Genomic DNA, 24,154 nt, shown 5'->3' with positions numbered 1-24,154 from the left:
CTCATTCACAGCAACTCAACTTTTCGAACAAAACATAACATTTTTAGTCCGCGATGAGAAGAGCCTGACGCCTGTATTACGGTGAGGGTTCATGAGCCCCGAGAGCCTCCCTTCGCGCCGCCTCGCCGCCACAGGCCACCAATACCGCATCCAGCGAGGCGGGAGCACCGCCGTCGTCACCGAGCTCGCTGCGGGCCTGCGCTCGTTCGAAGTCGGCGGAGTCCAGCTCACCGAGACCTACGGCGATGGGGACATCGCGCCGGGCGCCGCCGGTATCACTCTCGCTCCCTGGGCGAACCGCATCGAGGGAGGGCGCTGGACGCTCGACGGCGTGGCCCAGCAGCTCGACATCACCGAGCCCTCCCACAACAACGCGAGCCACGGCCTCCTGCGCAACACGGGTTACGAGCTGATGGACCGCGGGGCGGACTGGGTGGAGCTCGAAGGCGTGATCTTCCCGCAGCACGGCTATCCGTTCGTGGTGCGGCATCGAGTCCACTACAGGATTGACGACGACGGCGGCCTCCGCGTGCGCCAGACCCTCGCCAACGATTCGGGCCGGCCCGCGCCGTTCGTCCTCGGCGCGCATCCGTACCTGCGGCTCGGTGACCTCGAGACCGGCGAACTCACCCTCGCGGTCCGAGCCAAGACCCATCTGATCGCGGATGAGCACCTGATCCCGCGTTCCACGGGTCCTGCCGAGGGTGACTGGGGCCTCTCGTCCGGCCGACGGGTTGACACCTTGAGCATCGACGCGGCCTACACCGACCTCGAATTCGAGGACGGGATCGCCAAGGCGACGCTCACGGCGGCAGACGGCCGATCGGTCTGGCTGTGGCAGGACGAACGCTGTCGCTACACGCACGTCTATGTCTCCCGGAAGTTCCCGGGGCGCAGCGTGGCCGTGGCCCTCGAACCGCAGACGGGCCCCGCGAATGCCTTCAACAGCGGTCAGGACCTCGGCTGGCTCGAGCCCGGCGAGGAGACCTCAGTGGAATGGGGTGTGGGAGCGGCCCTCTGACAGGATGGATCCATGTCAGCCTCCGACGCACCCCGGACCGACACCGCCCGAACTTCCCGTGCCTACCGGCGGGTGAGCGATTCCGACCTCCCGTACGCCTTGCGCATCGCGGCGGCGTGGTCATGGCGGCTCGCGATCATCCTCGTCGTCGTGACGGCGCTCGTATGGGGCCTCGCACAGCTGAGCTTCCTGGTGATCCCGGTGCTCGTGGCGGGGCTCCTCGCGGGGCTCCTCAGCCCCGTGGTGAAGGCGCTCGTCCGCGCCCGGGTCCCGCGCGGGCTCGCCGTCGCGATCACCGAGCTGGGCTTCATAGCCCTCGTGGCGGGACTCCTCACTCTGGTGGGTCGACAGATCAGCGCCGGGTTCGCCCAGCTCTGGGACGAGGCGATCGCAGGCCTGGCCGAAGTGCAGAAATGGCTGTCGGAAGGACCGCTGCAGCTCACGGCCACGCAGCTCCAGACCTACATCGACGACGCTCAGCACGTCCTCCAGAACAATCAGGGCACCCTGGTCAGCGGCGTGCTGAGCGTCGGCAGTTCCGCGGGCCACATCATCACGGGCGCCCTTATCGCGCTCTTCGTGCTCGTGTTCTTCCTGCTCGAGGGGGAGCGGATCTGGGCCTTCCTCGTGGGGCTGCTTCCGGTTGGGGCGCGTCCGGCAGCAGATGGTGCCGGTCGCGCCGGCTGGGTCTCGCTCGTGAGCTACGTGCGCGTCCAAGTGCTCGTCGCCGCAGTGGACGCCGTCGGAATCGGCGTCGGCGCCGCGGTTCTCGGGGTTCCGCTCGCGCTCCCGCTCGGCATCCTGGTCTTCGTCTCGTCCTTCATCCCGGTCGTCGGCGCCCTCCTGAGCGGTGCCGTCGCCGTCCTCCTCGCCCTCGTCGCCAACGGACTCGTGAACGCAGTCATCATGCTCGTCATCGTCGTGGCCGTGCAGCAGATCGAGAGCCACATCCTCCAGCCCCTCGTCATGGGGCGCGCCGTCGCCCTGCATCCGGTTGCCGTCGTCCTGAGCGTTGCCGCCGGGTCATACCTCGCGGGGATCCCGGGGGCCCTGTTCGCGGTGCCTACGCTCGCCGTCGTGAATTCGGCTGTGCGCTACATCTCCGCCCGGGCGTGGGAGACTGATAGGGCGCCCGCGGCTCGAACTGAGGTTCCCTCAGAGGCTGCGGGCGCAGCAGAATCTGACACGACCTCCTAGGAGTGCTACCCATGAATGCCCTCTCGACTCTCGCTGTGACGTTGGACGATGTCCTCGCTGCACAGGAGATTCTTCAGGGCATTATTGCGAGGACGCCGATTGAGACCTCGAGAGCGTTGGGCCAGATGGTCGGCGGCGAGGTGTTCTTCAAGTGCGAGAACCTCCAACGAGCGGGTTCCTTCAAGGTGCGCGGCGCCTACGTTCGCATGGCACGGCTCGATCCCGAGGAGAAGGCCCTTGGCGTGGTGGCGGCGTCGGCCGGAAACCATGCGCAGGGCGTTGCCGTCGCCGCGAAGCGCCTTGGCATCCGCGCCCGCATCTACATGCCGCTCGGCGTTGCCCTCCCCAAGCTCCAGGCCACCCGGAGCCACGGCGCCGAGGTCATCCTGCACGGGCACAACGTGGACGAGGCGCTCGCCGAGGCCAAGCGGTATGCAGAGGAGACGGGCGCCGTGTTCGTGCACCCGTTCGACAACGTTGATGTGGTGGCGGGCCAGGGCACAGTTGGGCTCGAGATCCTCGAGCAGATCCCGGACGTCGACACGATCCTCATGGGCGTTGGCGGCGGAGGGCTCCTCGCGGGCGTTGCCGTGGCCGTGAAGGCCAAGGCGGCTGAGCTGGGCCGCGAGATCCGGGTCATCGGAGTCCAGGCTGAGAACGCCGCCGCCTACCCGCCCTCGCTCGCCGCGGACGCCGTCGTTCCCCTTCAGAAGGTCGCGACGATGGCCGACGGCATCGCGGTCGGGCTGCCCGGGCAGATCCCGTTCAGCATCATCCGCGAACTGGTCGACGACGTGGTGACCGTCAGCGAGGACTCCCTCGCGCGGGCGCTGATCTTCCTGCTCGAGAGGGCCAAGCTTGTGGTCGAGCCCGCGGGAGCTGTGGGGGTCGCTGCCCTCATGGACGGCAAGCTCGCCGAGCTCGGGATCCGGCCGCACAAGACGGCCGTGATCCTCTCCGGCGGCAACATCGATCCGATGCTCCTGCTCAAGGTCATCCAGCGAGGCCTCTCCGCCGCCGGCCGGTTCCTCACGGTGCGCATGATGCTCGACGACCGTCCCGGCTCGCTCGCCACCATCTCCCGGATCATCGCCGAGAACGACGCGAACGTCACCGGCGTCGACCACACCCGTGTGGGCGGCTCGATCGCGATGGGTGACGTAGCCATCACCATCGACATGGAGACCAAGGGCCACGAGCACTCCGAGCAGCTTCTGGGGGCCCTCCGCGCCGAGGGTTTCCAGCCCATCGTGGTGCACGTCTGACGCTCGGGGACGGGGATGGGGCTCAAGGACCGGTTCGCGGGGCGCGCTCGCGCGGGCCTCGCGACCATGGCCGCCGTCACCGTGGTCCTGTATGTCATCGAGGCGGTCAACATGGCGACGGCGGGCCTGCTCACTGCGGACTTCGGCATCCGGCCGCGGGACCCTTCGAGCCTTCCTGACATCGCGACGGCGCCCTTGGTCCACGACGCCTCCAGCTGGAACCACCTTCTGGCGAACACGCTGCCGCTCGTGGTGTTCGGGTTCCTGGCCTTCTTGGCCGGGCTGCGGCAGTTCCTGACGGCGGTGGCGCTCTCGTGGATCTCGTCAGGGATCGGCGTGTGGCTGTTCGGGGGCAGCGCCTTCGGGCCGCCGACCGTCACGGTCGGCGCCTCGGGCGTCATCTTCGGCCTGTTCGGGTTCCTGCTCGTGCGGGGCTTCCTGAACCGCAGCTGGGGACAGGTGCTCCTGGCGGTGGTGCTGTTCCTCGCGTACGGGTCGGTGCTCCTCGGCGTCCTTCCGACTGTTGGGCGCGGCATCTCCTGGCAGGCGCACCTGTTCGGGCTGGTCGGCGGGGTGCTCGCCGCCGTCTTCTGGGGAGAAGCGATCAGCCCGTGTAAGGGGTCGCCGAGATGATCTCGACGGGAATCTCCTTGCCATTCGGCGCGGTGTAGGAGAGCTTCTCGCCCTGCTTGTGGCCGATGATCGCCGCGCCGAGGGGCGACTTCTCGCTGAACACGTCCAGCTCTGCGTCACCCGCGATTTCGCGCGAGCCGAGCAGGAAGCGCTCTTCGTCTCCGGCGATCTTCGCCACGACGAGCATGCCCGGCTCGACCACGCCGTCGTCTGCGGGCTTCTCGCCAACCTGGGCATTGCGCAGGAGCTCCTGGAGCTGGCGGATGCGGGCCTCGATCTTGCCCTGTTCCTCCTTGGCCGCGTGGTAGCCGCCGTTCTCCTTGAGGTCGCCTTCCTGGCGGGCAGCTTCGATCTTCTCGACGATCTCGTGACGGCCGGCACCGGAAAGGTGGTCCAGCTCTGCCTTCAGGCGGTCGTACGCCTCCTGTGTGAGCCAGGCGCCGCCATGGTGGGTGGTGGTCATCTCGTCTCCCTCATCATTCCGTGCCCGTACCGGCACGGCCTACCATGCAAAGACCCCGCCGGGGTGCGGCGCGAGTCCGGGCCTGAGCCCGGTCCGCCTGCTCCGACGGGGCATTGAGTATTTATCCATTGTAGTGACCGCGGCAGTGGATCCCAAGCTGGCCTGCGGCGCGTGTCACACCGCATGGGGGCCCAGAGGCCCGTGTTTCAGGCTAAGTCCCCGCGACCCAGCACGAGTCGACGACGACCGAAACGGCCTGGCTCTCTGTCCGCAGATCGACGTGCGCGTTCTGCGTCCTCTGACCTGACGCTCCCGCTACAGGGCCGAATTCAAGCTGTTTCCACCCGACCACGGCGAACGAATCGTCCAACGCCTTCACGGCGCAGTAGGCGGTCGCGGAGGCCTCCTTCGTCACCTGGAAGTCCTCGGATGCGTGCCAGGCGTCCGGCGTCGTGTACCCCACGTCCTTGAACGTCACCGTCGCCTGATTTCCGCTCCACGCGAACACGGCGACGCCAATCACGACCACGACGAGCACGGCTGCCACGAGGAGCCCGGCTGAGCGCCGAGTGAGGCCGCGGCGCCGAACCGTGCCATAACGCTGGGCATACCGCGACGCGGCTGCTCCGGGGGATTGGGTCACGTGTCTATTCTAGGAGGCGTGTCTGAGAACCTGCGTCTGCTCGCGGTCCACGCCCACCCCGACGACGAATCCAGCAAGGGTGCCCCCATGATGGCGAAGTACCTCGACGAGGGCCACGAGGTCATGGTGGTGAGCTGCACCGACGGGTCCCGCGGGGACATTCAGAATCCCGCGCTCGTGGGCCACGCTCACGCGGCGAGGGATATGGCGGGCGTGCGTCGACTGGAGATGGCGGAGGCCCAGCGGATCATCGGGATGCAGCACCGGTGGCTCGGATTCACGGATTCCGGACTTCCCGAGGGCGACCCGCTGCCACCGCTGCCGTGGGGTGCCTTCGCGACTTTGCCCCTCAAGCAGGCGGCTGCCCCGCTCGTCCGTCTGGTCCGCGAGTTCCGGCCGCACGTCGTGGTGGCGTACGACGAGAACGGCGGCTACCCGCATCCCGACCACATCATGGCGCACCGGGTGGCGGTCGAGGCGTTCCGGGCAGCGCCCCTCGAGGAGGAGTATCCCGACGCGGGCGAGCCCTGGGCCCCCGCGAAGCTGTACTACGACGTGCCCTTCAACGTCACCAAGTACCAGGCGTTCCACCGGGCGCTCCTCGAGGCGGGCCTCGAATCGCCTTACGCGCGCTGGATCGCCTCTGAGGTAGAGGACGACGCCGAAGGGCACCACCCGTGGGCAGCTCGCCACCCCGTGACCACCAAGGTGGAGTGCGCCAAGTATTTTGAGATCCGGGACCGCGCGCTCGCGGCGCACGCCTCGCAGGTGGACCCGAACGGCTCGTTCTTCGCTGTGTCGCTCGAGATGCGGCAGCGCATCTGGCCATGGGAGGACTACTCCCTCATCTCCTCGAGCGTAGGAACTCCAGAACCCGGAGAGATCGAGACTGACCTGTTCGCCGGACTCCGGTGATCACAGCAGGGTGACGGTGGGCAATAATTCGCACGGCTAAGATAGTTGGGTGCATTCCCTCCTTCTGGCTCTTTCTGCCACGCCCGCGCCCAGCCCCTCCGGGACGCTCCGCCCGGGCCTGACAGAGGACCAGGTTTCGCCCGGCATCTGGGGATTCCTTGCGACGGCGTTCGTTGTCCTCATCACGATCCTCCTGATCGTGGACATGGTGCGCCGCCTGCGCCGAGTGCGGTACCGGAGCCAAGTCGCCGAAGAGCGCGAGGGCCAAGGGCCTGAGGCGGACTCCGACGGCGCCGAGGGCGCTGACGGCGAGAAGTCCGCGCGCTAGCCCACTTCTGAGGTAGGGACGCGAAGGCTGCCGTAGCGCTCCATCCGGTGCCAGCGGAGGTGCATCCCAGCGAAGGCAGTGAAGACGGACTGGATCACCACGAGGTACATGAGCTGCCGGTAGACGATCTGCTGAAGCGGCAGCGTCCACAGCGGGCGCAATCGCTCCCGGTCGAGGTGGAAGGCGTAGGCCGCCATGAGCAGCTGGACCACCAAGAACACCAGCCACACCGCGCCGATTCGAAGCGGATCGAGGAAGACTAGCCCGTAGACGGCAAACACGTCGACCACAGGGGCGAGCAGGGGCAGCAGGACCTGCAGGACGAGCAAGTAGCCGAGTCCCCGGCGCCCTAGCTTGCCCGCAGCCCCACCCTGCACGACCGCCCCCCGATGCTTCCACATCGCCTGAAGCGTCCCATAACACCAGCGATACCGCTGCCGCCAGAGGGCGTTCAGCGTCGCCGGCGCTTCGGTCCACGCCACGGCGTCGTCCTTGTAGACCACGCGCCATCCGTCACGGCACAGGGACATGGTCAGGTCGGTGTCCTCGGCCAGCGTATCCTCGCTCACGCCGCCCACCCGTACGAGTGCTTCGCGCCGGAACGCCCCGATGGCGCCCGGGACCGTGGGCATGCACTCGGCGACGTCGAAGAGACGACGATCGAGGTTGAAGCCGACGACGTACTCAACGTGCTGCCACGCGCCGAGGATGCCCCCGCGGTTCGCCACCCTGGTGTTGCCCGAGACGGCGCCGATGCGCGGATCCGCGAACGGCTGGACGAGCCTGTGGACGGTCCCGGGCTCGAAGACCGTGTCGCCGTCGACCATGACCACGAGATCGTGGCTGGCCGCCCGCAAGCCCGTGTTGAGCGCGGAGGGCTTGCCACCGTTCTCCTGGCGAATGAGCCGCACGCCGGGGATCCCGAGCGCCTCGACGATGTCGGCAGTGGCATCCGTCGACCCATCGTCGACGACGATGATCTCCACGGGATGCGTGGAGGCGGCAATCGAGCGGACGGCTGCCTCGATTCCTGCCGCCTCGTTGTAGGCGGGGACGATGACGGTCACCGGCTCTATGACCTCCGGGCGGAGTGGCATATCGACGTGCCGCCGTCCCCGACGCGTCATTCGGCTGTGCCGCGACGCGACGCCGACGACGAGGAGCGCACGCACGATGGTGACCACCCCGCTCGCAACCAGAACCCACGAGATTGCTGTGACAAGAAGGTCGCTGAGCCGGAGGCCCCACACGAAGACCGTCCCCGAAACCTGCTCCATGGCGGAAGCCGGGCGCATGCTCGCGATCCCGAGCGCGTCGCCAACGCTCGTGACCCTGTAGCCCTGCTCGGAGAGCCGCGTCAACGCGGAGTCGAGGGCCGCAACCGTCTCGCTCCGGTCGCCGCCGCCATCGTGCAGGAGGAGCACCTGACCCTGAGACTCTGACGGGATGAGGTTCCGTGCGATCTCCGCTGTCCCGGGCCGCCGCCAGTCCTCGCTGTCCATCGTGCTGAGCACGTTCAGGTACCCCTCGGACGCCGTCGAGCGGATCGCGGACCACAGGCTGTCGGTCACGGCGTCGTTCTCGGAGCTGTAGGGCGGGCGCAGCAGCGATGCGGTCTTCCCCGTGATCCCGGCGATCGCCTGCTGGGCGCCCTGGATCTCGATCTGGCGCCGCCATTCGGGGGCGGTTCCGAGGTCCGCGTGGGTGAGCGTGTGCACCCCGATCTCGTGTCCTTCTGCGACAATGCTCTGGACGAGCTCCGGATGGTCGATTGCCGCGGTGCCGACGACGAAGAAGGTTGCGTGCACGTGGTGCGCCCGGAGCACATCGAGGATCCGGGGAGTCCACGTCGGGTCTGGTCCGTCGTCGAACGTGAGGGCGATGGTGTGATCAGGCGGTGCGACCGTGCGGATGCTGTTGCCGCGCGCGTCGATGATCGGACCACCGTGGGCCACGGCGCTGGGGACACCGGCCGCGGAACGGTCCGAGCGGACGGAATCATCACCGATCCCGGCGAGGTGATGGGTGTAGCCCTGGACCGCAAGAGCGAGGCCGAGCGCAATGAGCACGGCGGCGAGCACCACCCAGTGAGTGCGTGCTTGGACGGCGGACTTTCCTCGCGTGCGCAGCATCATCACGGGTGCTGCGGGGCCGTCGGTCGGTTGCCCTGGCCCGGAGCGGTCAGGCTCTTCCCTGCGGCCGTCGACTGCGGGGCGGCCGTGGCCGTCGGTGCGGAGGCAGGTGCGGGCGCCTGTGCGATGGGCGCAGGGGCCACCGCGGGTTGCTGCGAGGCCTGAGGTGCCGCTACGGCTCCTTCCGGAGCATGCGGGGCGGGCAGCGGCGCGGCGAGGACAGCCGCCTCGCCGCGTTCGAGCGGAGTCGGCTCGGGCGCGGGCCCGGCCGCGCCGCCTGCCGGAGCATTGGGCGCTTGGGCGTTCGACGACGGCAGGGCGGGCTGCGGGAGGAACGGCGCCGCGACGTTCGGGGCGCCGAGGAGCGCAGCGACGACCAAGGCAACGTACCCTGCAACGAGCCCGAGCGTGATCTGCCCGGCAAGCCGGGCACGACGGAGCCTCCGACCAGAGGCGTCAACGAATACGGGCCCTTGGGCTGGGGCTGACGTGGGCGGAGTGGAGGCATCGACGAGGGGTGGCATCGGGCATCAAGTGTAGATGACTGCCCCCTACACTTCGAATGAGGGGCTTGCTCGAGACTGGCTTCGCTGCTCGGTGTAGCGGGCCCAGATGTGGGGCAGACTCAGGGGTATGACGAACCGACTCGCGGGACAGGCCTCCGCCTACCTCCGCCAGCACGCCGGCAACCCTGTCGATTGGCAGCCGTACGGCGACGAGGCCTTTGCCGAGGCGGCACGGCGCGACGTCCCGGTCTTCATCTCCATCGGCTACGCGGCGTGCCACTGGTGCCACGTCATGGCCCATGAATCCTTCGAGGACCAGACCACTGCCGACGAGCTCAACAGCCGATTCGTGAGCATCAAGGTGGACCGCGAAGAACGACCAGATGTCGACTCCGTCTACATGGCCGCATGCCAGGCGATGGGGGAACAGGGCGGCTGGCCGCTGAGCATCTTCGCGCTCCCCGATGGGCGGGCCTTCTACGCGGGGACGTATTACCCGCCGCGGCCCGTTCCGGGGCGGCCGAGCTTCCGGCAAGTGCTCGACGCCGTCTGGGAAGCATGGACGGAACGTCGCGAGGCGGTGGAGCGCCAAGGCGCTGCCCTCGCCGAGGGGCTCGGCGGAGTCTTCTCGGCCCACCTCCTCGACATTGCCGCCCCGGCCGGCGCGATCGAGCCCCAGCTTCTGGCCGACGCGGTGACGGCCCTCGTCACCCACGAGGACCCCGAGCATGGCGGCTTCGGCGGCGCGCCGAAGTTTCCGCCGTCGCCCGTGCTCGAATTCCTCGTGCGGCACGCGGGTGCGACCAACGGCTCAGGGGAGTCGGCCGCCGTCGCCCGCGCCCTCGCCGGCCGGACGCTCGCCGCGATGTGCCGCTCGGCGCTGTTCGACGCGCTTGCCGGTGGCTTCGCCCGCTACTCAGTGACGGCCGACTGGTCGCTGCCGCACTACGAAAAGATGCTGTACGACAACGTCCAGCTCCTCCGCGTGCTCGCCCACTGGATGCGACTGGGAGGCTCGGAGGAGTTTCCGCTGGAGGAAGCGAGGGCGGCCGCTGGACTCACGGCTGACTGGATGCTGCGCGAACTCGGCCTGCCGGAAGGGGGCTTCGCCTCCTCCCTCGACGCCGATTCCGAGCGTGATGGCCGAAGCGTGGAGGGCGGGTACTACGTCTGGACGCGGAGCGAATTCGCCGCGGCGCTCGGGCCAGAGGCAGCCGACGATGCCGCGCGTCTGGCTGGCGTGTTCGGCCTTCCGCTCGGGCCCCACGCTGACAGGGCGGCGCCTCTCCATGCCGGACGCGCGCTGGAGCCGGAGGAGCGTGAGCTGTTCGAACGGCACCGGGCAGCGCTGCTCGCAGACCGCTCTCGCCGTACCGCGCCCGGTCGGGACGACAAGGTGGTGGCCGAATGGAACGGGCTCGCTGTCGCTGCGCTGGCCGACGCAGCCTGGGCCTTGGGCCGCCCCGAGCTGCTCGAGGAGGCCAGGGGTGCCGCAGGCCTCCTGCAGGCGGTCCACTGGGACGGCTCCCGCCTCCTGCGCGTCTCGCACGCGGGAACCGCAGCGGGCATCGAAGGTCTTCTGGCGGACTATGCAGCGTGTGCTGAGGGAGCGTTCGCACTCTACGCCGCCACGGGGGAGGAGCGCTGGTACGCGTGGGGCGAGGAGCTCCTTGCCGCAGCCACTCGAAGGTTCGTCGCCGATGGCCTCCTTTCCGACGACGCCGTGGAGCGCACCGGGGCGGCTGCTGTGCAGACGGCGCTCGCCGGCGCACGGACCCTGGATCCCCACGACACCGAGACTCCGAGCGGCGCCTCCCTGCTTGCGGGGGCCCTCCTCACGCACGCCGCGTACAGCGGGTCGGCCGACCACCGGGCGCTCGCATCGTCGATCCTCGGGGGGCTGCCGACGATGCTCAGGCAGGGCGCGCGCGTGGCGGGCTGGTCGCTGGCCGTCGCCCAGGCCTCCCTCGCCGGCCCGCTCGAAGTGGCGATCGTCGGCAGCCCGGGCGAGCAGCGCCGTCGTCTGCACGCCGAGGCGCTCGCAGCGACGAATCCTGGGCTCGTGGTCGCCGTGGGCGCGCCCGTGGGGGAGGACGCCCGGGTGCCGCTTCTTGCGCATCGCGGCGCAGCGGACGACGGCGGTCCCCTCGCCTACGTCTGCCGCGAGTTCGCCTGCCGCCTTCCGGTGGCAAGCAGGGAGGCCCTGCGCGAACAGCTCGCGCTGGGCGGCTGAGGCGGCCTAGGCGACGGGCGCGCTGAGGACCGCGACGATGATCGCCGCGAAGTGCACCGCGAAGCCGGCAACGGTGAAGGCGTGGAAGAACTCGTGGAAGCCGAAGTGCTTCCAGCTGAAGTTAGGGCGCCGGATTCCGTAGAAGACCGCACCGGCGATGTAGAACGCGCCGCCCACACAGATGAGGATCGCGGCGGGAACGCTCGCGGCGAAGAATTGGGGGAGGAACAGGAACGCCGCGCATCCGAGCGCCACGTAGATGGGCACGTAGAGCCACCGGGGGGCACCCACCCAGAGGACGCGGAAGAGCACCCCGAGGACCGCGCCCGGCCAGACGAGGCAGAGCAGCAGGACGCCGGTGTCGCGGGGCAGGAGCACCCACGAGAGCGGCGTGTAGGTCCCTGCGATGACGAACATGATGTTCGTGTGGTCGATCCGCTTCAGCACGGCTTTGGTTCGGGCAGACCAGTTCCCGCGGTGGTACACGGCGGAGACGGAGAAGAGCGTGAGACCGGTGAGCGAATAGATGGCGCACGCGATCTTCCGGTCCGCGCCCGGCGCGACACTGACGAGGACAATGCCGGCCACGAGGGCGAGCGGGGCTGCGACAGTGTGGATCCAGCCGCGCCAGGACGGCTTGAGGGCGAGCAGCTCGGCGCGGCTCAGGCCGAGATCGGGCATGCGGCAATTCTAACTTACGCGAGGGTAAGTTACTCACGAGTAACAACTAATTGCACTGGGGTAGCCTTAGGAAGGCACAGGCCCCTCGCGGGCTCCGAACAGCATGCGCGCGGGAGGGTCGATGGAACTGCCCGGATTCCTCTATGGCTACTACGAGCGGCGCCTCCAGAGGGCGCTGACGCCCGAGGGGATGCCGCGGCACATCGGCGTGATGGTGGATGGCAATCGCCGCTGGGCGCGCCAGTTCAACGCGCCGACGAGCCAGGGCCACCGTGCGGGGGCCGACAAGATCCACGAATTCCTCGGCTGGTGCCGCGAGCTCGGCGTGCGGGTCGTCACGCTCTACATGCTCTCGACCGACAACATGAGCCGCTCGAGCGAAGAACTCGACGAGCTCACGGAGATCATCGCCGAGACGCTCGACCGCCTTGACGACGACCCGAACGTCTCCGTGCACGCCATGGGCGCACCCGAGCTGCTCCCGGACCACCTCGCCGAGCGCCTCGCCCGGCTCACGGCGAAGCCGAGCCCCTCAGAGCCCCTGCACGTCAACGTCGCCGTGGGCTACGGGGGCCGGCGCGAGATTGTCGACGCCGTGCGCGACCTCCTCCGCGACGCCCTCGCCCGAGGGGAAGACATCAGCGCCCTGGCCGACCGCCTCGACGTCGAGGACATCTCGCGGTTCCTCTACACCGCGGGCCAGCCGGATCCCGACCTCGTGATCCGCACGTCCGGGGAGCAGAGGCTTTCGGGCTTCCTCATGTGGCAGAGCGCCTACAGCGAGTTCTACTTCTGCGAGGCGCTGTGGCCCGACTTCCGCAAGGTCGACTTCCTCCGGGCGCTTCGCGACTACGAAGGCCGCCAACGCCGATTTGGGGCGTGACTAGGCCGCCGTCGTCCTCAGTCCCCGCGCGACGGCCACGAGCGACGCGAGGCACACCACGGCAAGGCCCAGGAGGAGCACGGCGTACGGGGCGAAGCCAGCGAGTCCGGCGAGCACGATCGGGAGCAGGAAGCCGAGGTAGCTGATGCTGTAGTAGACGCCGGTGAGGCCGGCGAGGTCCTCAGGGCTGGCGATCGACTGAACCTCGCCTAGGCCCGAAACGAGGCAGGTGCCGTAGGCGGCGCCGAGCAGGGCTGCGGCGATGGCGCCGAGCCATGGTGAGAGGACGACGGCGTTCGCGGCGGCCGCGAGGAGCCCGAGAAATATTGCCGCGAGCCCCGCGAGCCCGGCCCGTCCCCGGGTGAGCGCATCGAGACGCGGCACGAACGGCTGGACGAGCGCGCCAATACCGAGGGTCAGGACGGTTAGGCCAGTGGCGTAGGCCAGAGCCCATTGGCCGACGACGGGTGCCTCCAAGAGCGGGATCACCGCGTAGCCGATCCCGGACGTCGCGAAGATCCACGGCGCCGCGGGCAGCACCACCCGGATGAACCGGCGATGTCCCGCGAGGGGAACCCGGAGGTCTTCCCACAGGCTGGCCGGGCGGGCCGACACGCCGGGCTTGGATTCGGGGACCTGCACCGCGAGTGCGAGGGAAGCCAGCGCGAGCAGCACGTGCACTGCATACGGGAGCACCGACGGCAAGGGGCCCCACTGGGCAAGCGAACCGGCGACTCCGGCGCCGAGGCCGAAGCCGAGTGTGAGGGCGAGGGCCGGGCGGCGAGCGCCGGCCGAAGCTCGCCGTTCGGGCGAGAGGCTCGGATCGAAGCGCTGCCCCGAGAGCTCCTTGACCCAGCTCGTGCCCACGGACATGCCGATGCCCACCGAGACGCCTGCTAGGCACCGCCCCACGCAGAGTGCCAATCCGGACGCGGCTCCCGCAGCTAGGACCACGCTCGCTCCGGCCGAGAGCAGGACGCCCGCGATTACGACCGGGCGGCGACCGTGTCGGTCGGACAGTGCGCCCCCGAGCAGGAGACCGGGAACGAGGCCCGCCACGTACGTGCCGAGGAAGACGTCCACCGCGACCACGGAGTAATGGAACATCACCTCGTAGAGGTGAAGGAGCGGAGTGAAGTGGTTTCCACCCCACGCGATGGCGAACAGGGCGGAACAGGCAAGGAGCCAGGGGCGGCGCATGAAGGGGGCTTTCTGGGTCGGGCTGGTGAGTGGCAGCGGCTCGAGGGGCTTGGTCTCAGGAGCCAGAGGCTCCTGAGCCGTCAAGGCCGACATGGGAACGGAGGAGGCTCGCGTAGCCGGCCGCATCTCCTTGCTCGAACAGCTCGGCGAGCTCCCGATGCTGGGCCAGGAAGCGGCCGATGTCCGAGCGTCCACTGCGGACCACCACGTGCGTGAGCCGGGCGAGCCGTGGGCGGAGCTGGGAGTAGAAACCGTCGACCAGCGGGTTGAGCGAGGCGCTGGCGACGGCAGCGTGGAAGGCGTGGTCTGCGCGCGCGAACGCGAGGGCGTCGCCGCTCGCCTGGGCGTCGGCCTGCTCGGCGAGGAAGCCCTCGAGGGCACGGAGCGTCGTCGTCCGTTCGCCCTCGCTCGCGGCCCGTACGGACTCCACTTCGAGCATGACGCGGGCTTCGAGCAAGTGGCGGGCGGCGGCGTCGTCCTCCGCGGTGACAACGGCGCCTTTCTTCGGGTAAAGCCTCAGCAGGCCCTCGGATGCGAGGCGCAGGAAGGCCTCGCGGATCGGAGTCCGGCTCATGCCGAGCGTCTCGGCCCGCTCTCCCTCGGTGATGAGGGAACCGGGCTGGAGCCTTCCGGCCACGATGTCCTCGGAGAGCGAGAGATAGGCGCGGTCGGCCGCGGTGGAGGTTCCCGGAGACGGCGGTGGGAGGGACATGCTCCTCATCGTATCCCCTTGTGCACATCGATAGATGCAACAACGTATCTCTTGTGATTCAAACAACATGCCCATCCCGTTCATCTCCTCGACACCCCGCTCGGCGTAATGTTGCGCCATCGGGCGGCATCCGTTGCCCGATGCGGGGAGGCCGAGGATGGGCGTTGCGTTTCAGCAGCTCCAGGAGGCCGGACCGGCCTCACGGCCGAACCGGACGGAACTGGAGAATGCCGGGGAATCCCGGGGGCTGGAGTCGACGTGACGACCTCTGGAATGCTGTCCCAAGAGTCCGCCGCACAAGCTGGAGCTCGGCGGACCTACGTGTTGGACACCTCAGTGCTGCTCTCCGACCCGAGGGCCGTGCTTCGCTTCGCGGAGCACGAAGTCGTGATCCCTGTCGTCGTGATCACGGAGCTGGAAGCAAAACGGCACGATCCCGAGCTGGGCTACTTCGCGCGCAAGGCGCTCCGGCTCCTGGACGACCTGCGCGTTGAGCACGGCAGCCTCGGGACCGCCGTCCCGTTGGGCTCCGCAGGCGGAACTCTCGTGGTGGAGCTCAACCACATCTCGGCCGACGTCCTGCCGGCCGGGTTCCGCAGCGGCGAGAACGACGCTCGGATCCTCGCGGTGGCCAAGAACCTCGCGAACGAGGGCAAGCTCGTGACGGTTGTCTCGAAGGACCTCCCGATGCGGGTCAAGGCCTCCGCGATGCAGCTCGAGGCCGACGAGTACCGCAATGAGCAGATCGTGGACTCGGGCTGGACGGGCGTCGCGGAGATCGAGACCGGCGAAGCGGAGGTCGCTGCGCTCTACGGCCATGAGCCGGTGTTTCTGCCGGAGGCGGCCGAGATGCCGGTCAACACCGGCTTGGTCATCATGTCGCCACGCGGTTCAGCCCTCGGCCGGGTTGGGGCGGACAAGCAGGTGCGCCTCGTGCGCGGGGACAGGGAAGTGTTCGGCCTGCACGGTCGTTCGGCCGAGCAGAGGCTCGCCATCGACCTGCTCCTGGACCCGGGCGTCGGCATCGTCTCGCTCGGCGGCAAGGCCGGCACGGGCAAGTCCGCGCTTGCACTCTGCGCCGGCCTTGAGGCCGTCATGGAGCGGCGCGAGCACAAGAAGGTCGTGGTATTCCGGCCGCTGTTCGCCGTCGGCGGGCAGGAGCTCGGCTATCTCCCCGGGACCGAAGCCGAGAAGATGAACCCGTGGGGCCAAGCGGTCTTCGACACGCTCGGGGCGCTCGCGGGCCCAGAGGTGATCGACGAGGTCACAGACCGCGGCATGCTCGAAGTCCTCCCGCTCACCCACATTCGCGGACGGTCCCTGCACGATTCGTTCGTGATCGTGGACGAGGCGCAGTCCCTCGAGAAGAACGTGCTCCTCACTGTCATGAGCAGGATCGGCCAGAACTCGAAGATCGTCCTGACGCACGATGTGGCCCAGCGCGACAACCTCCGCGTCGGCCGCCACGACGGGATCGCCGCCGTCGTCGAGACGCTCAAGGGGCACCCGCTCTTCGGGCACGTGACGCTCACGAGATCCGAGCGCTCGCCGATCGCCGCGCTCGTCACGGAACTCCTCGAGCGGGCCGAGATCTAGGCAGGCCGCGCTCTCAGGCGAGCGGCCGCCGTCGTCCTCGGAATCCCAGGAGGCTGGAATCCCAGGAAGGCGGCGGCCGCTTCCGCCGCGCAGGACTCGCCGTCCTATAGGGTCCAAGAGTGACCCACCGACTCCCGGAGCTGTGGCAGGAAAGCCCTCTCGCGTTCTGGCTCGTCGTCGCGTGCCTCGCCTACTACGCCTGGATGGCTGCGCGGCTGACCGCCATCGACATCCGCAGCCACCTGCTGCCCAACCGGATCGTGCTGCCCAGCTACTGGACCGCGGTTCCCCTGAGCCTGGCGGCCGCGCTCGGCGGCGGGGCGTTCGACGGCGCTGCCGTCCTGCGCGTCCTCGGCGGCGGCGTGGTGCTGTGGGCCGTCTACTTCGTGCTCCGCGTCGTCTACCCGGCCGGCATGGGCTTCGGGGACGTCAAGCTCGCCGGCGTGCTCGGGCTCTATCTCGGCTACCTCAGCTGGGAGCACCTCCTGTGGGGCACCGCCGCGGCCTTCCTGCTGGGCGGGCTCTACGGCGTCGTGCTCATCGTTCTGCGGCGCGGCACGGGGAAGACCGCCATCCCGTTCGGGCCGTTCATGCTCGTGGGCGCGGCACTGGCGCTCCTGCTTCCGGCCTAGCCTGCACGAAATGGGCCCGCTGCTGCGGGTCGAGGGCCCACTCGATGGCCTGGCGGTGCAGGGGCGGCAGGTCGGGGAGCGAGTCGGCGCGGAACCACCCGACCTCGAGGTTCTCGTCGTCGCCGACGCGGGCCTCGCCGCCCAGATACGCGCAGGCCATGATGACGTCGAGATACTGTGCGTGGTCGCCGTTCGGGTAGACGACCGGTGCCGTCGTGGCCACGCCCGCCAGATGGCTGATCCGCACATGGACCCCGGTCTCCTCGAGGACTTCCCGCACGGCCGTCGTCGCGGGTTCCTCACCCGGCTCCACGATGCCCGCCGGCACGGTCCACCGGCCGTTGTCTGCGCGGCGCACGAGGAGCAGGCGCCCGTCGTCGTCCGTCACCACGGCCTTGACGCCGGGAAGCCAGAGGGGGTGGACGCCGATCATGTCGCGCAGGGCCAGGATGAAGTCAGGGGTGGGCACGGAGCCTAGCGTACTCAGTGGGACCCGCACCTGCCGGATTCCCCAGCTTCTGTTCCGGATTCCCCAGCTCCTGAACCTGACGGACCTCCCTCGGAGCCACAGATCCGCGCAAACACCCGGGTCGGACTCTTCGGGCCGACGAGGAGACCTCGAGAGCTGGGGAAGTCGGCGGCAAACTTGGGGAAACTGGGGAGACGCCGCGAGGGGGCCTCGGACGAGGCCCCCTCGTGTTCACTGCCGATGTCAGGCGTTGCGCCCCGTCATGGTCGTGACGTCGAGTGCCTTGTCGAGCTGCTCCTCGGTGAGTTCGCCACGCTCCACGAAGCCGAGCGCGAGCGTTGCCTCGCGGATCGTGAGGCCCTCCTTGACGGCCTTCTTCGCGATCGCGGCGGCGTTCTCGTACCCGATGTACTTGTTGAGCGGGGTCACGATCGAGGGAGACGCCTCGGCGAGGAAGCGTGCACGCTCCACGTTCGCCGTGATGCCGTCCACCATCTTGTCCGCCATGACCCGGGCCGTGTTTGCGAGCAGCCGGATGGACTCGAGAAGGTTCGCAGCCATGACCGGAATGCCGACGTTGAGCTCGAAGGCGCCGTTCGTCGAGGAGAGCGCGATCGTCGTGTCGTTGCCGATCACCTGCGCGGCCACCATGATCGCCGCCTCGCAGATGACCGGGTTGACCTTGCCCGGCATGATCGACGAGCCGGGCTGGAGGTCCGGGATCGCGATCTCGCCCAGACCGGTGTTCGGGCCGGAGCCCATCCAGCGGAGGTCGTTCGAGATCTTCATGATCGAGTAGGCGATCGTCCGAAGCTGGCCGGACGCCTCAATGAGCCCGTCGCGGTTGGCCTGGGCCTCGAAGTGGTTGCGCGCCTCGGTGATCGGCAGCGACGTGTCCTCGGCGAGGAGGGCGATCACGCGCTGCGGGAAGCCCTCCGGCGTGTTGATGCCCGTGCCCACCGCCGTGCCGCCGAGCGGGACTTCGGCGACGCGGGGGAGCGAGGCCTCGATGCGCTCGATGCCGTAGCGGATCTGTGCCTCGTAGCCGGAGAATTCCTGGCCGAGCGTGACCGGGGTCGCGTCCATGAGATGGGTGCGGCCGGACTTGACCACGTCCTTGAACTCCTCGGCCTTTCGGCTGAACGAGGCCGCGAGGTACGTCAGGGCCGGCACGAGGTCATTGAGCAGCGCGTTCGTGGCCGCGACATGGACGGACGTCGGGAAGACGTCGTTCGAGGACTGCGAGGCGTTGACATGGTCGTTGGGGTGCACCACCTTGTCCACGCCCTTGTCCTTGAGGGCGCGGCTGGCGAGCTCGGCCAGCACCTCGTTCATGTTCATGTTCGAGGACGTCCCCGAGCCCGTCTGGAAGACGTCGATCGGGAAGTGCTGGTCGAACTCGCCGGACGCCACGCGGTCGGCGGCATCGGCGATGGCGTCGGCGAGATCCCCATCGATCACGCCGAGCTCCTCGTTCGCCCGTGCGGCGGCCTTCTTGACGCGCGCGAGTGCCTCGATGTGCTTGCGCTCGAGGGTCTTGCCCGAGATCGGGAAGTTCTCGACGGCACGCTGGGTCTGCGCACGGTACAGGGCGGCGGCCGGCACGCGCACCTCGCCCATCGTGTCGTGTTCGATCCGGAATTCGGCAGTTTCCTGCACGGCAGAGTCAGTCATGGCACCCAGATTAGACCCCCGGGAGCGGCCGCTCCGAACCGGTCGCAGACTCCGAACCCGGTGCTACACGTCGCCGAGACCGGAGACCAGCTCCGCCTTCCCCTCGCCAAGGTGGTAGCAGACCCCGAGGACCGCGGTGCGTCCGTCCTCGACTGCGTCGGCGATCACCTTGGACGTCTCGAGGAGCCGCTCGCCGGTCTGCTTGACGTGCTCGACGACGGTCTCGTTGACTGTCGTGACGCCGTTGCGCTGCGCGGTGAGGACCGAGGGCATGATGCGCTCGACGAGGTCCCGGACGAAGCCCTTCGGCATCTCACCGGTCTCGTATGCGTTGACCGTGGCGGTGACAGCACCGCACGAATCGTGGCCGAGGACCACGATGAGCGGCACCCCGAGCGGGTCGACTGCGTACTCGAGGGAACCCAGCACGGCGTCGTCGATCGCCTGGCCTGCGGATCGCACCACGAAGGCGTCGCCGAGACCCAGATCGAAGATGATCTCTGCCGCGAGGCGCGAGTCGGAGCAGCCGAAGACGACGCAGAACGGGTTCTGGGTCGCAACGAGCTCGCTGCGCCGCGACGAGTCCTGGTTCGGGTGAATGGACGTTCCGGAGACGAAGCGCTCGTTGCCTTCACGAAGGGTGCGCCATGCTTCCGCGGGAGTGAGGGTTTCAGACACGGCCTCTACTCTAGACCCACCTGTCTACCTGTCGCGGGCGGCGCCCGTCATAGAGGTGCGATCAGCGTCCAGCGGCTGGCGAGGCTGCGACCGCGGCTGCGACGACGTCGAATTCCGAGAAGTCCGCCGATCCGGAGACGATGACGGTCGTTCCCCGCACGGTGCCCACGTAGCTCTTCTCGACGCCCGGCTTGTCATAGAGCGTCCACTCAACGCCTCCCGCACTCCGCGTTCCGGTCTTCGGGGCGTCCTTGACCTGCTGGGTGATCCACGTGGGGTTCGCGGTGGCCGTCTGGACGACCGACACGAACTGCTGCTTGGGCGTGACGTACCCCACGTCCCACTGGCTCACCCCGTCCGAGCCGCCTGCCACCCATCTCGCGTAGTTCGCCGAGTAGCCATCGGGCAGCGCCGGAGCGGTTGGGGAGAAGCCCGCGGTGTCTTTCGCGTTGGCCGCGACGGCGCTCACGTCGACGGTGGGGCGGTGGACCTGACTCTGCGAGTTGGCGCTCAGCAGCATGATCGGCACGAGCACGAGCAGCGACACGGCAAGCGCCATGATCATGCCGATGACGGACGCGTTCGCGCGCTTCGCCGCCCCGGGGGTGAGGACGGGCTTGGCCACCGGCTGGTCGGCTGTGGAATGGGCTTCGGGGGTGCTGCTCACCGTTCCATTGTCCCTGATCGCCTCGGCCCTGCCCGACCGTGCGCGAGTCACACAACGACCCATGTGATCGCCGTCATCGCAGGTCCGCGGCGCGTGCCCGCAGACTATGATCGAAACAAATCCGACTCGAAGAAGAGGTCACCGTGTCACCTGCGCCGATCGACAGCCAATACTCGACCCTCTCCAGCTCCCTCACCCTCGGGGCCGACGAGCCGGACCGCAACCTCGCCCTCGAGCTCGTCCGCGTCACCGAGGCCGCCGCCATCGCGGGCGGCCACTGGGTGGGCTTCGGCGACAAGAACCGGGCCGACGGAGCCGCCGTCGACGCGATGCGTTCGTTCCTCCACACCGTGCACTTCAACGGCGTCGTGGTGATCGGCGAGGGGGAGAAGGACGAGGCCCCCATGCTGTACAACGGCGAGCGGGTGGGTGACGGCACGGGCCCTGAGGTTGACGTCGCCGTCGACCCGATCGATGGGACGCGCCTCACCGCACTCGGCATCAACAACGCCCTCGCGGTCCTCGCGGTCGCCGAGCGCGGCACGATGTTCGACCCGTCGGCGGTCTTCTACATGGAGAAGCTCGTGACGGGCCCCGAGGCCGCAGACCTCGTGGACCTCCGCCTCCCGGTCAAGCAGAACCTGCACCTCATCGCGAAGGCGAAGGGCGTCAAGGTCAACCAGATCAACGTGTGCATTCTGGACCGCGACCGCCACAAGCCGCTCGTCGAGGAGATCCGTGCGGCGGGCGCACGCACCAAGTTCATCATGGACGGCGACGTGGCCGGGGCGATCGCCGCTGCCCGCTCGGGCACCGGCGTCGACGCCCTCATGGGCATCGGCGGGACGCCCGAGGGCATTGTGGCCGCGTGCGCGATCAAGTCCCTCGGCGGCGTGATTCAGGGCCGGCTGTGGCCAACCAGCGACGAGGAGAAGCAGAAGGCCCTCGACGCCGGCCACGACCTCGAGCGCGTTCTGACCACCAACGACCTCGTGAGCAGCGACAACTGCTACTTCGCCGCAACCGGCATCACCGACGGCGACCTCCTCAAGGGCGTCCGGTACGAGAAGGACCGGGTCAAGACCCAGTCGATTGTCATGCGGTCGAAGTCCGGCACCGTGCGGTTCGTGGACGCCGAGCACCACGCGAGCAAGTGGGAGAACTGGGCTCGCCAGTCCTGACGCTGCGGTCCTGACGGCTGCGGTTCGCGGCTAGACTGGCCCGCGGCCCACAGCGTTGACCCACCACAGGAGGATCATGACCCCCGAGAGCCAGTTGCGCGCCGGCGCAGCGACCGTCCGCCCCTGCACCGACCGCGGCGAATGGGATGGCCTCGTCAACGAACGGGGCGGGCATCCGCTCCAGCTGTGGGGGTGGGGCGAGGTCAAGGCGGCGCATCACTGGCGGGTCGAGCGGCTGATCGTGGACGACGACGGCACCTCTCTGGGCGGGGCTCAGGTCCTGTACAGGGGGCTGCCGTGGCCGCTCAAGTCCTTGGCATACATCTCCCGCGGGCCCGTGTGCGCGCCGGAGGATGCGGCCAGGGTGCTCGACGCAGTAGCCCGCCACATCCGCTCGACCCGGGGTTCGGTGGCCCTTGTGGCAGAACCGGACTGGGACGCGGGATCGGCAGGGGAGCGAGGGCTCGAAGCGGCTGGCTTCCAGCGCACCGAGAGCACGATCCTCATCGCCCGCACGCTCATCCTGGACCTGCAGCAGGGCGAGGACGAGCTCATGGCGGCAATGTCGCGGACCACGCGGGCGAACGTGCGCAAGAATCTCAAGAGCCAGCTCGAGTTCCGCAAGGTGGCGTCCGAGGCGGAACTCGAGCAGATTCTGGCGATCTACCGCGAGACCGCACGCCGCGCGGGCTTTGGCATTCACTCCGACGCCTACTACCGCGACATCTGGCGCTTCCTCGGCGACGATTCGCCGATCGTGGCCGCGTTCGACGGCGACCAAGCGGTTGCCTTCGTGTGGATCGCCAAGAGCGCGGGGACCGCGTTCGAGCTGTACGGAGGCGTCAGCGAGGCGGGGCAGAAGGCGCGCGCCAACTACGGCGTCAAGTGGGCGGCATTCACCTCGATGAAGGCCGACGGCTGCGCCCGCTACGACCTGAATGGCCTGCTCAACGACGGCATCTCGGACTTCAAGAAGCAGTTCGCGCAGCACGAGAATCTGCTCACGGGCACCTGGGAGCTTCCGCTCTCGCCCCTCTACCCCGTCTACTCGACCGGAATGCCGATCGCCAGACGGGCCCTGCAGCGGGGTCGATCCCTCGCGAAGGCTGGCGCCCGCCAGGCAAAAGACGCCCTCAAGCGGCTCAGGCCAGGAGCCTAGCCGAGGTCACCGCCAAGGTTCGTGGTCACGGCGAAGGCGAGGGCGCCGTCGTCGCCCGCGTGCGCAAGGGCGGGTGCCTCGACAGCCGGGATGAAAGCTGATTCACCGCGCCCGAGGGGCAGATCGCCCTTCGGAGTGTCCAGCGTGAGCGAGCCGTCCACCACGAGGACGACGGCGGCGCCCGCCTGGGCGACCGGCACAGGCTCGCGGCTGTCCTCGCCTGTCCGCGGCCCGACCTGGATGCGCTGGAGCTGGAACTCCGCAAACGGAGGCCGGTAGATCTCCTGGCCGAGCTCCGACTCGACCGCCGTCAGGAACGGGACCGGCAGCGACGCGAAGCGCACGGTCTTGAGCAGTTCGGCCACGTCCACATGCTTGGTGGTCAGGCCTCCCCGCAGCACGTTGTCCGAGGACGCCATGACCTCGATGCCGAGGCCCGAGAGGTAGGCGTGGACGTTGCCCGCCCCCAAGGCCAGGGCCTGGCCGGGTTCGAGGGTCACACGGTTCAGCAGGAGCGAGACGAGGACCCCGGGATCGTCGGGGTAGTCCTGCGCGAGGGCGGCGACGGTGCGTAGGCCCGAGTCATCGGCCCGGGCAGCGGTGATGGCGGCCGCCGCTGCCCCCACCGCATCGCGCACCTGCTGGCCGCCCGCGATCAGCCGGGCGAACGCGCCGCGCAGTGCCTCTTCTTCATCCGGATCCCGAAGCAGTTCCGCCACCTGCTCGGTGACCTCCGCCGCGCTCTGCCCTGCAAGGAGCGCCGTGAGCTCCTCGAAGCGCGCCGCGGCGTCGGCCGCGCTGCGGAAACCGCAGAGCGCCTCGAAGCGGCTGAGGGCGAAGATCATCTCGGGCTTGTGATTGTCGTCCTTGTAGTTGCGCTCGGGCGCGTTGCGGCTCACCCCTGCGGCGTCCTCCGCAGCGAAGCCGGCGCGCGCCTGCTCCAACGTCGGATGCACCTGCAGGGAGAGTGGGTGGGCCGCCGCCAGAACCTTGAGCAGGAAGGGCAGCCGCGCGCCGAAGGCCTCGATACTGGCCTCACCCAGAGTGGCCTCCGGACGGCTGTCGATCACACTGTCCAGCGCCGTTCCCTGCGCCTGCTCGCCGGCCAGAACCTGGGAGGGCGAATCGGGGTGGGCGCCGATCCACAGCTCCGCCTCCGGACCTCCCGACGGCTCGTGACCGAGGAGCTCCGCGATCGCGGTGGTCGAGCCCCAGGCATACGGGCGCAGGGTGTTCAGCAGTCGATGCATTCGGTGGTCCGGGTGCCTCTCAGTCGGGGAGAACGG

Annotated in this window: 24 protein-coding genes; 12 read left to right on the top strand and 12 right to left on the bottom strand. The window is 68.8% G+C overall.

The genetic code is table 11. The features are described 5' to 3' along the window. Positions 1-91 precede the first annotated feature (91 nt). Genes E5679_RS09290 through E5679_RS09275 form a run of 4 tightly spaced genes read left to right on the top strand, consistent with a single transcriptional unit; the run spans position 92 to position 4,116 of the window. Positions 92-1,021, top strand: a complete 930-nt coding sequence (locus E5679_RS09290) for an aldose 1-epimerase family protein (RefSeq protein ID WP_138415064.1) — start codon at positions 92-94, stop codon at positions 1,019-1,021. Between the two features lie 12 nt (positions 1,022-1,033). Continuing rightward, entirely contained in the window at positions 1,034-2,218 is a 1,185-nt protein-coding gene (locus E5679_RS09285; protein WP_138415062.1) for an AI-2E family transporter, read from the top strand. Positions 2,219-2,229: 11 nt separating this feature from the next. Continuing rightward, positions 2,230-3,483 (top strand): threonine ammonia-lyase, encoded by a 1,254-nt coding sequence (gene ilvA, locus E5679_RS09280; protein WP_138415060.1) that lies wholly within the window; start codon positions 2,230-2,232, stop codon positions 3,481-3,483. Between the two features lie 15 nt (positions 3,484-3,498). Beyond that, positions 3,499-4,116 (top strand): rhomboid family intramembrane serine protease, encoded by a 618-nt coding sequence (locus E5679_RS09275; RefSeq protein WP_138415058.1) that lies wholly within the window; start codon positions 3,499-3,501, stop codon positions 4,114-4,116. On the opposite strand, the gene greA is transcribed toward E5679_RS09275, so the two are convergent. Both greA and E5679_RS09265 read right to left on the bottom strand, forming a co-directional pair. Then, a complete protein-coding gene (gene greA, locus E5679_RS09270) occupies positions 4,088-4,579 on the bottom strand; it encodes a transcription elongation factor GreA (protein ID WP_138415056.1) in 492 nt (163 codons plus the stop codon). The genes E5679_RS09275 and greA overlap by 29 nt on opposite strands. 211 nt (positions 4,580-4,790) lie before the next feature. After that, on the bottom strand, positions 4,791-5,222 hold the full coding sequence (locus E5679_RS09265) for a DUF4307 domain-containing protein (protein WP_138415054.1): 432 nt from the start codon (positions 5,220-5,222) through the stop codon (positions 4,791-4,793). An 18-nt stretch (positions 5,223-5,240) separates the two neighbouring features. Between E5679_RS09265 and mca the strand changes: the two genes are divergently transcribed. Further along, positions 5,241-6,137, top strand: coding sequence for a mycothiol conjugate amidase Mca (mca, locus tag E5679_RS09260; RefSeq protein ID WP_249336038.1), 897 nt, complete (start codon positions 5,241-5,243; stop codon positions 6,135-6,137). 49 nt (positions 6,138-6,186) lie between these two features. Next, positions 6,187-6,465, top strand: coding sequence for a hypothetical protein (locus tag E5679_RS09255; RefSeq protein ID WP_249336037.1), 279 nt, complete (start codon positions 6,187-6,189; stop codon positions 6,463-6,465). Here E5679_RS09255 and E5679_RS09250 read toward each other — a convergent pair. Then, the gene (locus tag E5679_RS09250; RefSeq protein WP_138415050.1) at positions 6,462-8,600 is read right to left on the bottom strand and encodes a bifunctional polysaccharide deacetylase/glycosyltransferase family 2 protein; all 2,139 of its coding nucleotides are present in this window, start codon (positions 8,598-8,600) and stop codon (positions 6,462-6,464) included. The two genes, E5679_RS09255 and E5679_RS09250, sit on opposite strands and share 4 nt — an antisense overlap. Beyond that, positions 8,600-9,121, bottom strand: a complete 522-nt coding sequence (locus E5679_RS09245) for a hypothetical protein (RefSeq protein WP_138415048.1) — start codon at positions 9,119-9,121, stop codon at positions 8,600-8,602. Before E5679_RS09245 ends, E5679_RS09250 begins: the two co-directional genes overlap by 1 nt. A 109-nt stretch (positions 9,122-9,230) precedes the next feature. On the opposite strand from E5679_RS09245, the gene E5679_RS09240 reads away from it, so the two are divergent. After that, positions 9,231-11,336 carry a thioredoxin domain-containing protein gene (locus E5679_RS09240; protein ID WP_138415046.1) on the top strand — a complete coding sequence of 702 codons (2,106 nt, stop codon included), beginning with the start codon at positions 9,231-9,233 and terminating at the stop codon, positions 11,334-11,336. Positions 11,337-11,342: 6 nt separating this feature from the next. On the opposite strand, the gene trhA is transcribed toward E5679_RS09240, so the two are convergent. Then, entirely contained in the window at positions 11,343-12,017 is a 675-nt protein-coding gene (gene trhA, locus E5679_RS09235) for a PAQR family membrane homeostasis protein TrhA (RefSeq protein ID WP_138415044.1), read from the bottom strand. Positions 12,018-12,138: 121 nt separating this feature from the next. Here trhA and E5679_RS09230 point away from each other — a divergent pair, with 121 nt between their 5' ends. Continuing rightward, entirely contained in the window at positions 12,139-12,900 is a 762-nt protein-coding gene (locus tag E5679_RS09230; RefSeq protein WP_138415041.1) for an isoprenyl transferase, read from the top strand. Here E5679_RS09230 and E5679_RS09225 read toward each other — a convergent pair whose 3' ends face one another. After that, positions 12,901-14,193: an MFS transporter gene (locus E5679_RS09225; RefSeq protein WP_249336036.1), complete on the bottom strand. Its 1,293-nt coding sequence runs from the start codon at positions 14,191-14,193 to the stop codon at positions 12,901-12,903. Beyond that, positions 14,156-14,812: a GntR family transcriptional regulator gene (locus tag E5679_RS09220; protein ID WP_171042314.1), complete on the bottom strand. Its 657-nt coding sequence runs from the start codon at positions 14,810-14,812 to the stop codon at positions 14,156-14,158. The genes E5679_RS09225 and E5679_RS09220 overlap by 38 nt, the downstream gene beginning before the upstream one ends. 273 nt (positions 14,813-15,085) lie before the next feature. Here E5679_RS09220 and E5679_RS09215 point away from each other — a divergent pair, with 273 nt between their 5' ends. Continuing rightward, complete coding sequence (locus E5679_RS09215; RefSeq protein ID WP_138415227.1) at positions 15,086-16,408, top strand: PhoH family protein; 1,323 nt, start codon at positions 15,086-15,088, stop codon at positions 16,406-16,408. 119 nt (positions 16,409-16,527) lie between these two features. Beyond that, positions 16,528-17,040: a prepilin peptidase gene (locus E5679_RS09210; protein ID WP_138415037.1), complete on the top strand. Its 513-nt coding sequence runs from the start codon at positions 16,528-16,530 to the stop codon at positions 17,038-17,040. Here E5679_RS09210 and E5679_RS09205 read toward each other — a convergent pair. From E5679_RS09205 to E5679_RS09190, 4 genes are all read right to left on the bottom strand, one after another. Further along, positions 16,997-17,509, bottom strand: a complete 513-nt coding sequence (locus E5679_RS09205) for an NUDIX hydrolase (RefSeq protein ID WP_138415035.1) — start codon at positions 17,507-17,509, stop codon at positions 16,997-16,999. The genes E5679_RS09210 and E5679_RS09205 overlap by 44 nt on opposite strands. Positions 17,510-17,752: 243 nt before the next feature. Further along, positions 17,753-19,168: a class II fumarate hydratase gene (locus E5679_RS09200; RefSeq protein WP_138415225.1), complete on the bottom strand. Its 1,416-nt coding sequence runs from the start codon at positions 19,166-19,168 to the stop codon at positions 17,753-17,755. A gap of 78 nt (positions 19,169-19,246) precedes the next feature. Then, positions 19,247-19,861: a carbonic anhydrase gene (locus tag E5679_RS09195; protein ID WP_138415033.1), complete on the bottom strand. Its 615-nt coding sequence runs from the start codon at positions 19,859-19,861 to the stop codon at positions 19,247-19,249. Positions 19,862-19,922: 61 nt separating this feature from the next. Then, entirely contained in the window at positions 19,923-20,528 is a 606-nt protein-coding gene (locus tag E5679_RS09190) for a DUF4245 domain-containing protein (protein WP_171042313.1), read from the bottom strand. A gap of 143 nt (positions 20,529-20,671) precedes the next feature. Here E5679_RS09190 and glpX point away from each other — a divergent pair, with 143 nt between their 5' ends. Both glpX and E5679_RS09180 read left to right on the top strand, forming a co-directional pair. After that, positions 20,672-21,709, top strand: a complete 1,038-nt coding sequence (gene glpX / locus E5679_RS09185; RefSeq protein ID WP_138415029.1) for a class II fructose-bisphosphatase — start codon at positions 20,672-20,674, stop codon at positions 21,707-21,709. 76 nt (positions 21,710-21,785) lie between these two features. Beyond that, the gene (locus tag E5679_RS09180) at positions 21,786-22,868 is read left to right on the top strand and encodes a lipid II:glycine glycyltransferase FemX (RefSeq protein ID WP_138415027.1); all 1,083 of its coding nucleotides are present in this window, start codon (positions 21,786-21,788) and stop codon (positions 22,866-22,868) included. On the opposite strand, the gene manA is transcribed toward E5679_RS09180, so the two are convergent. After that, complete coding sequence (gene manA, locus E5679_RS09175; RefSeq protein WP_138415025.1) at positions 22,865-24,118, bottom strand: mannose-6-phosphate isomerase, class I; 1,254 nt, start codon at positions 24,116-24,118, stop codon at positions 22,865-22,867. The genes E5679_RS09180 and manA overlap by 4 nt on opposite strands. Between the last annotated feature and the right edge of the window lie 36 nt (positions 24,119-24,154).

The organism is Sinomonas gamaensis, from assembly GCF_005876955.1.
GTDB lineage: Bacteria > Actinomycetota > Actinomycetes > Actinomycetales > Micrococcaceae > Sinomonas > Sinomonas gamaensis.
This window is presented reverse-complemented; position numbering and strand designations above follow the sequence as displayed.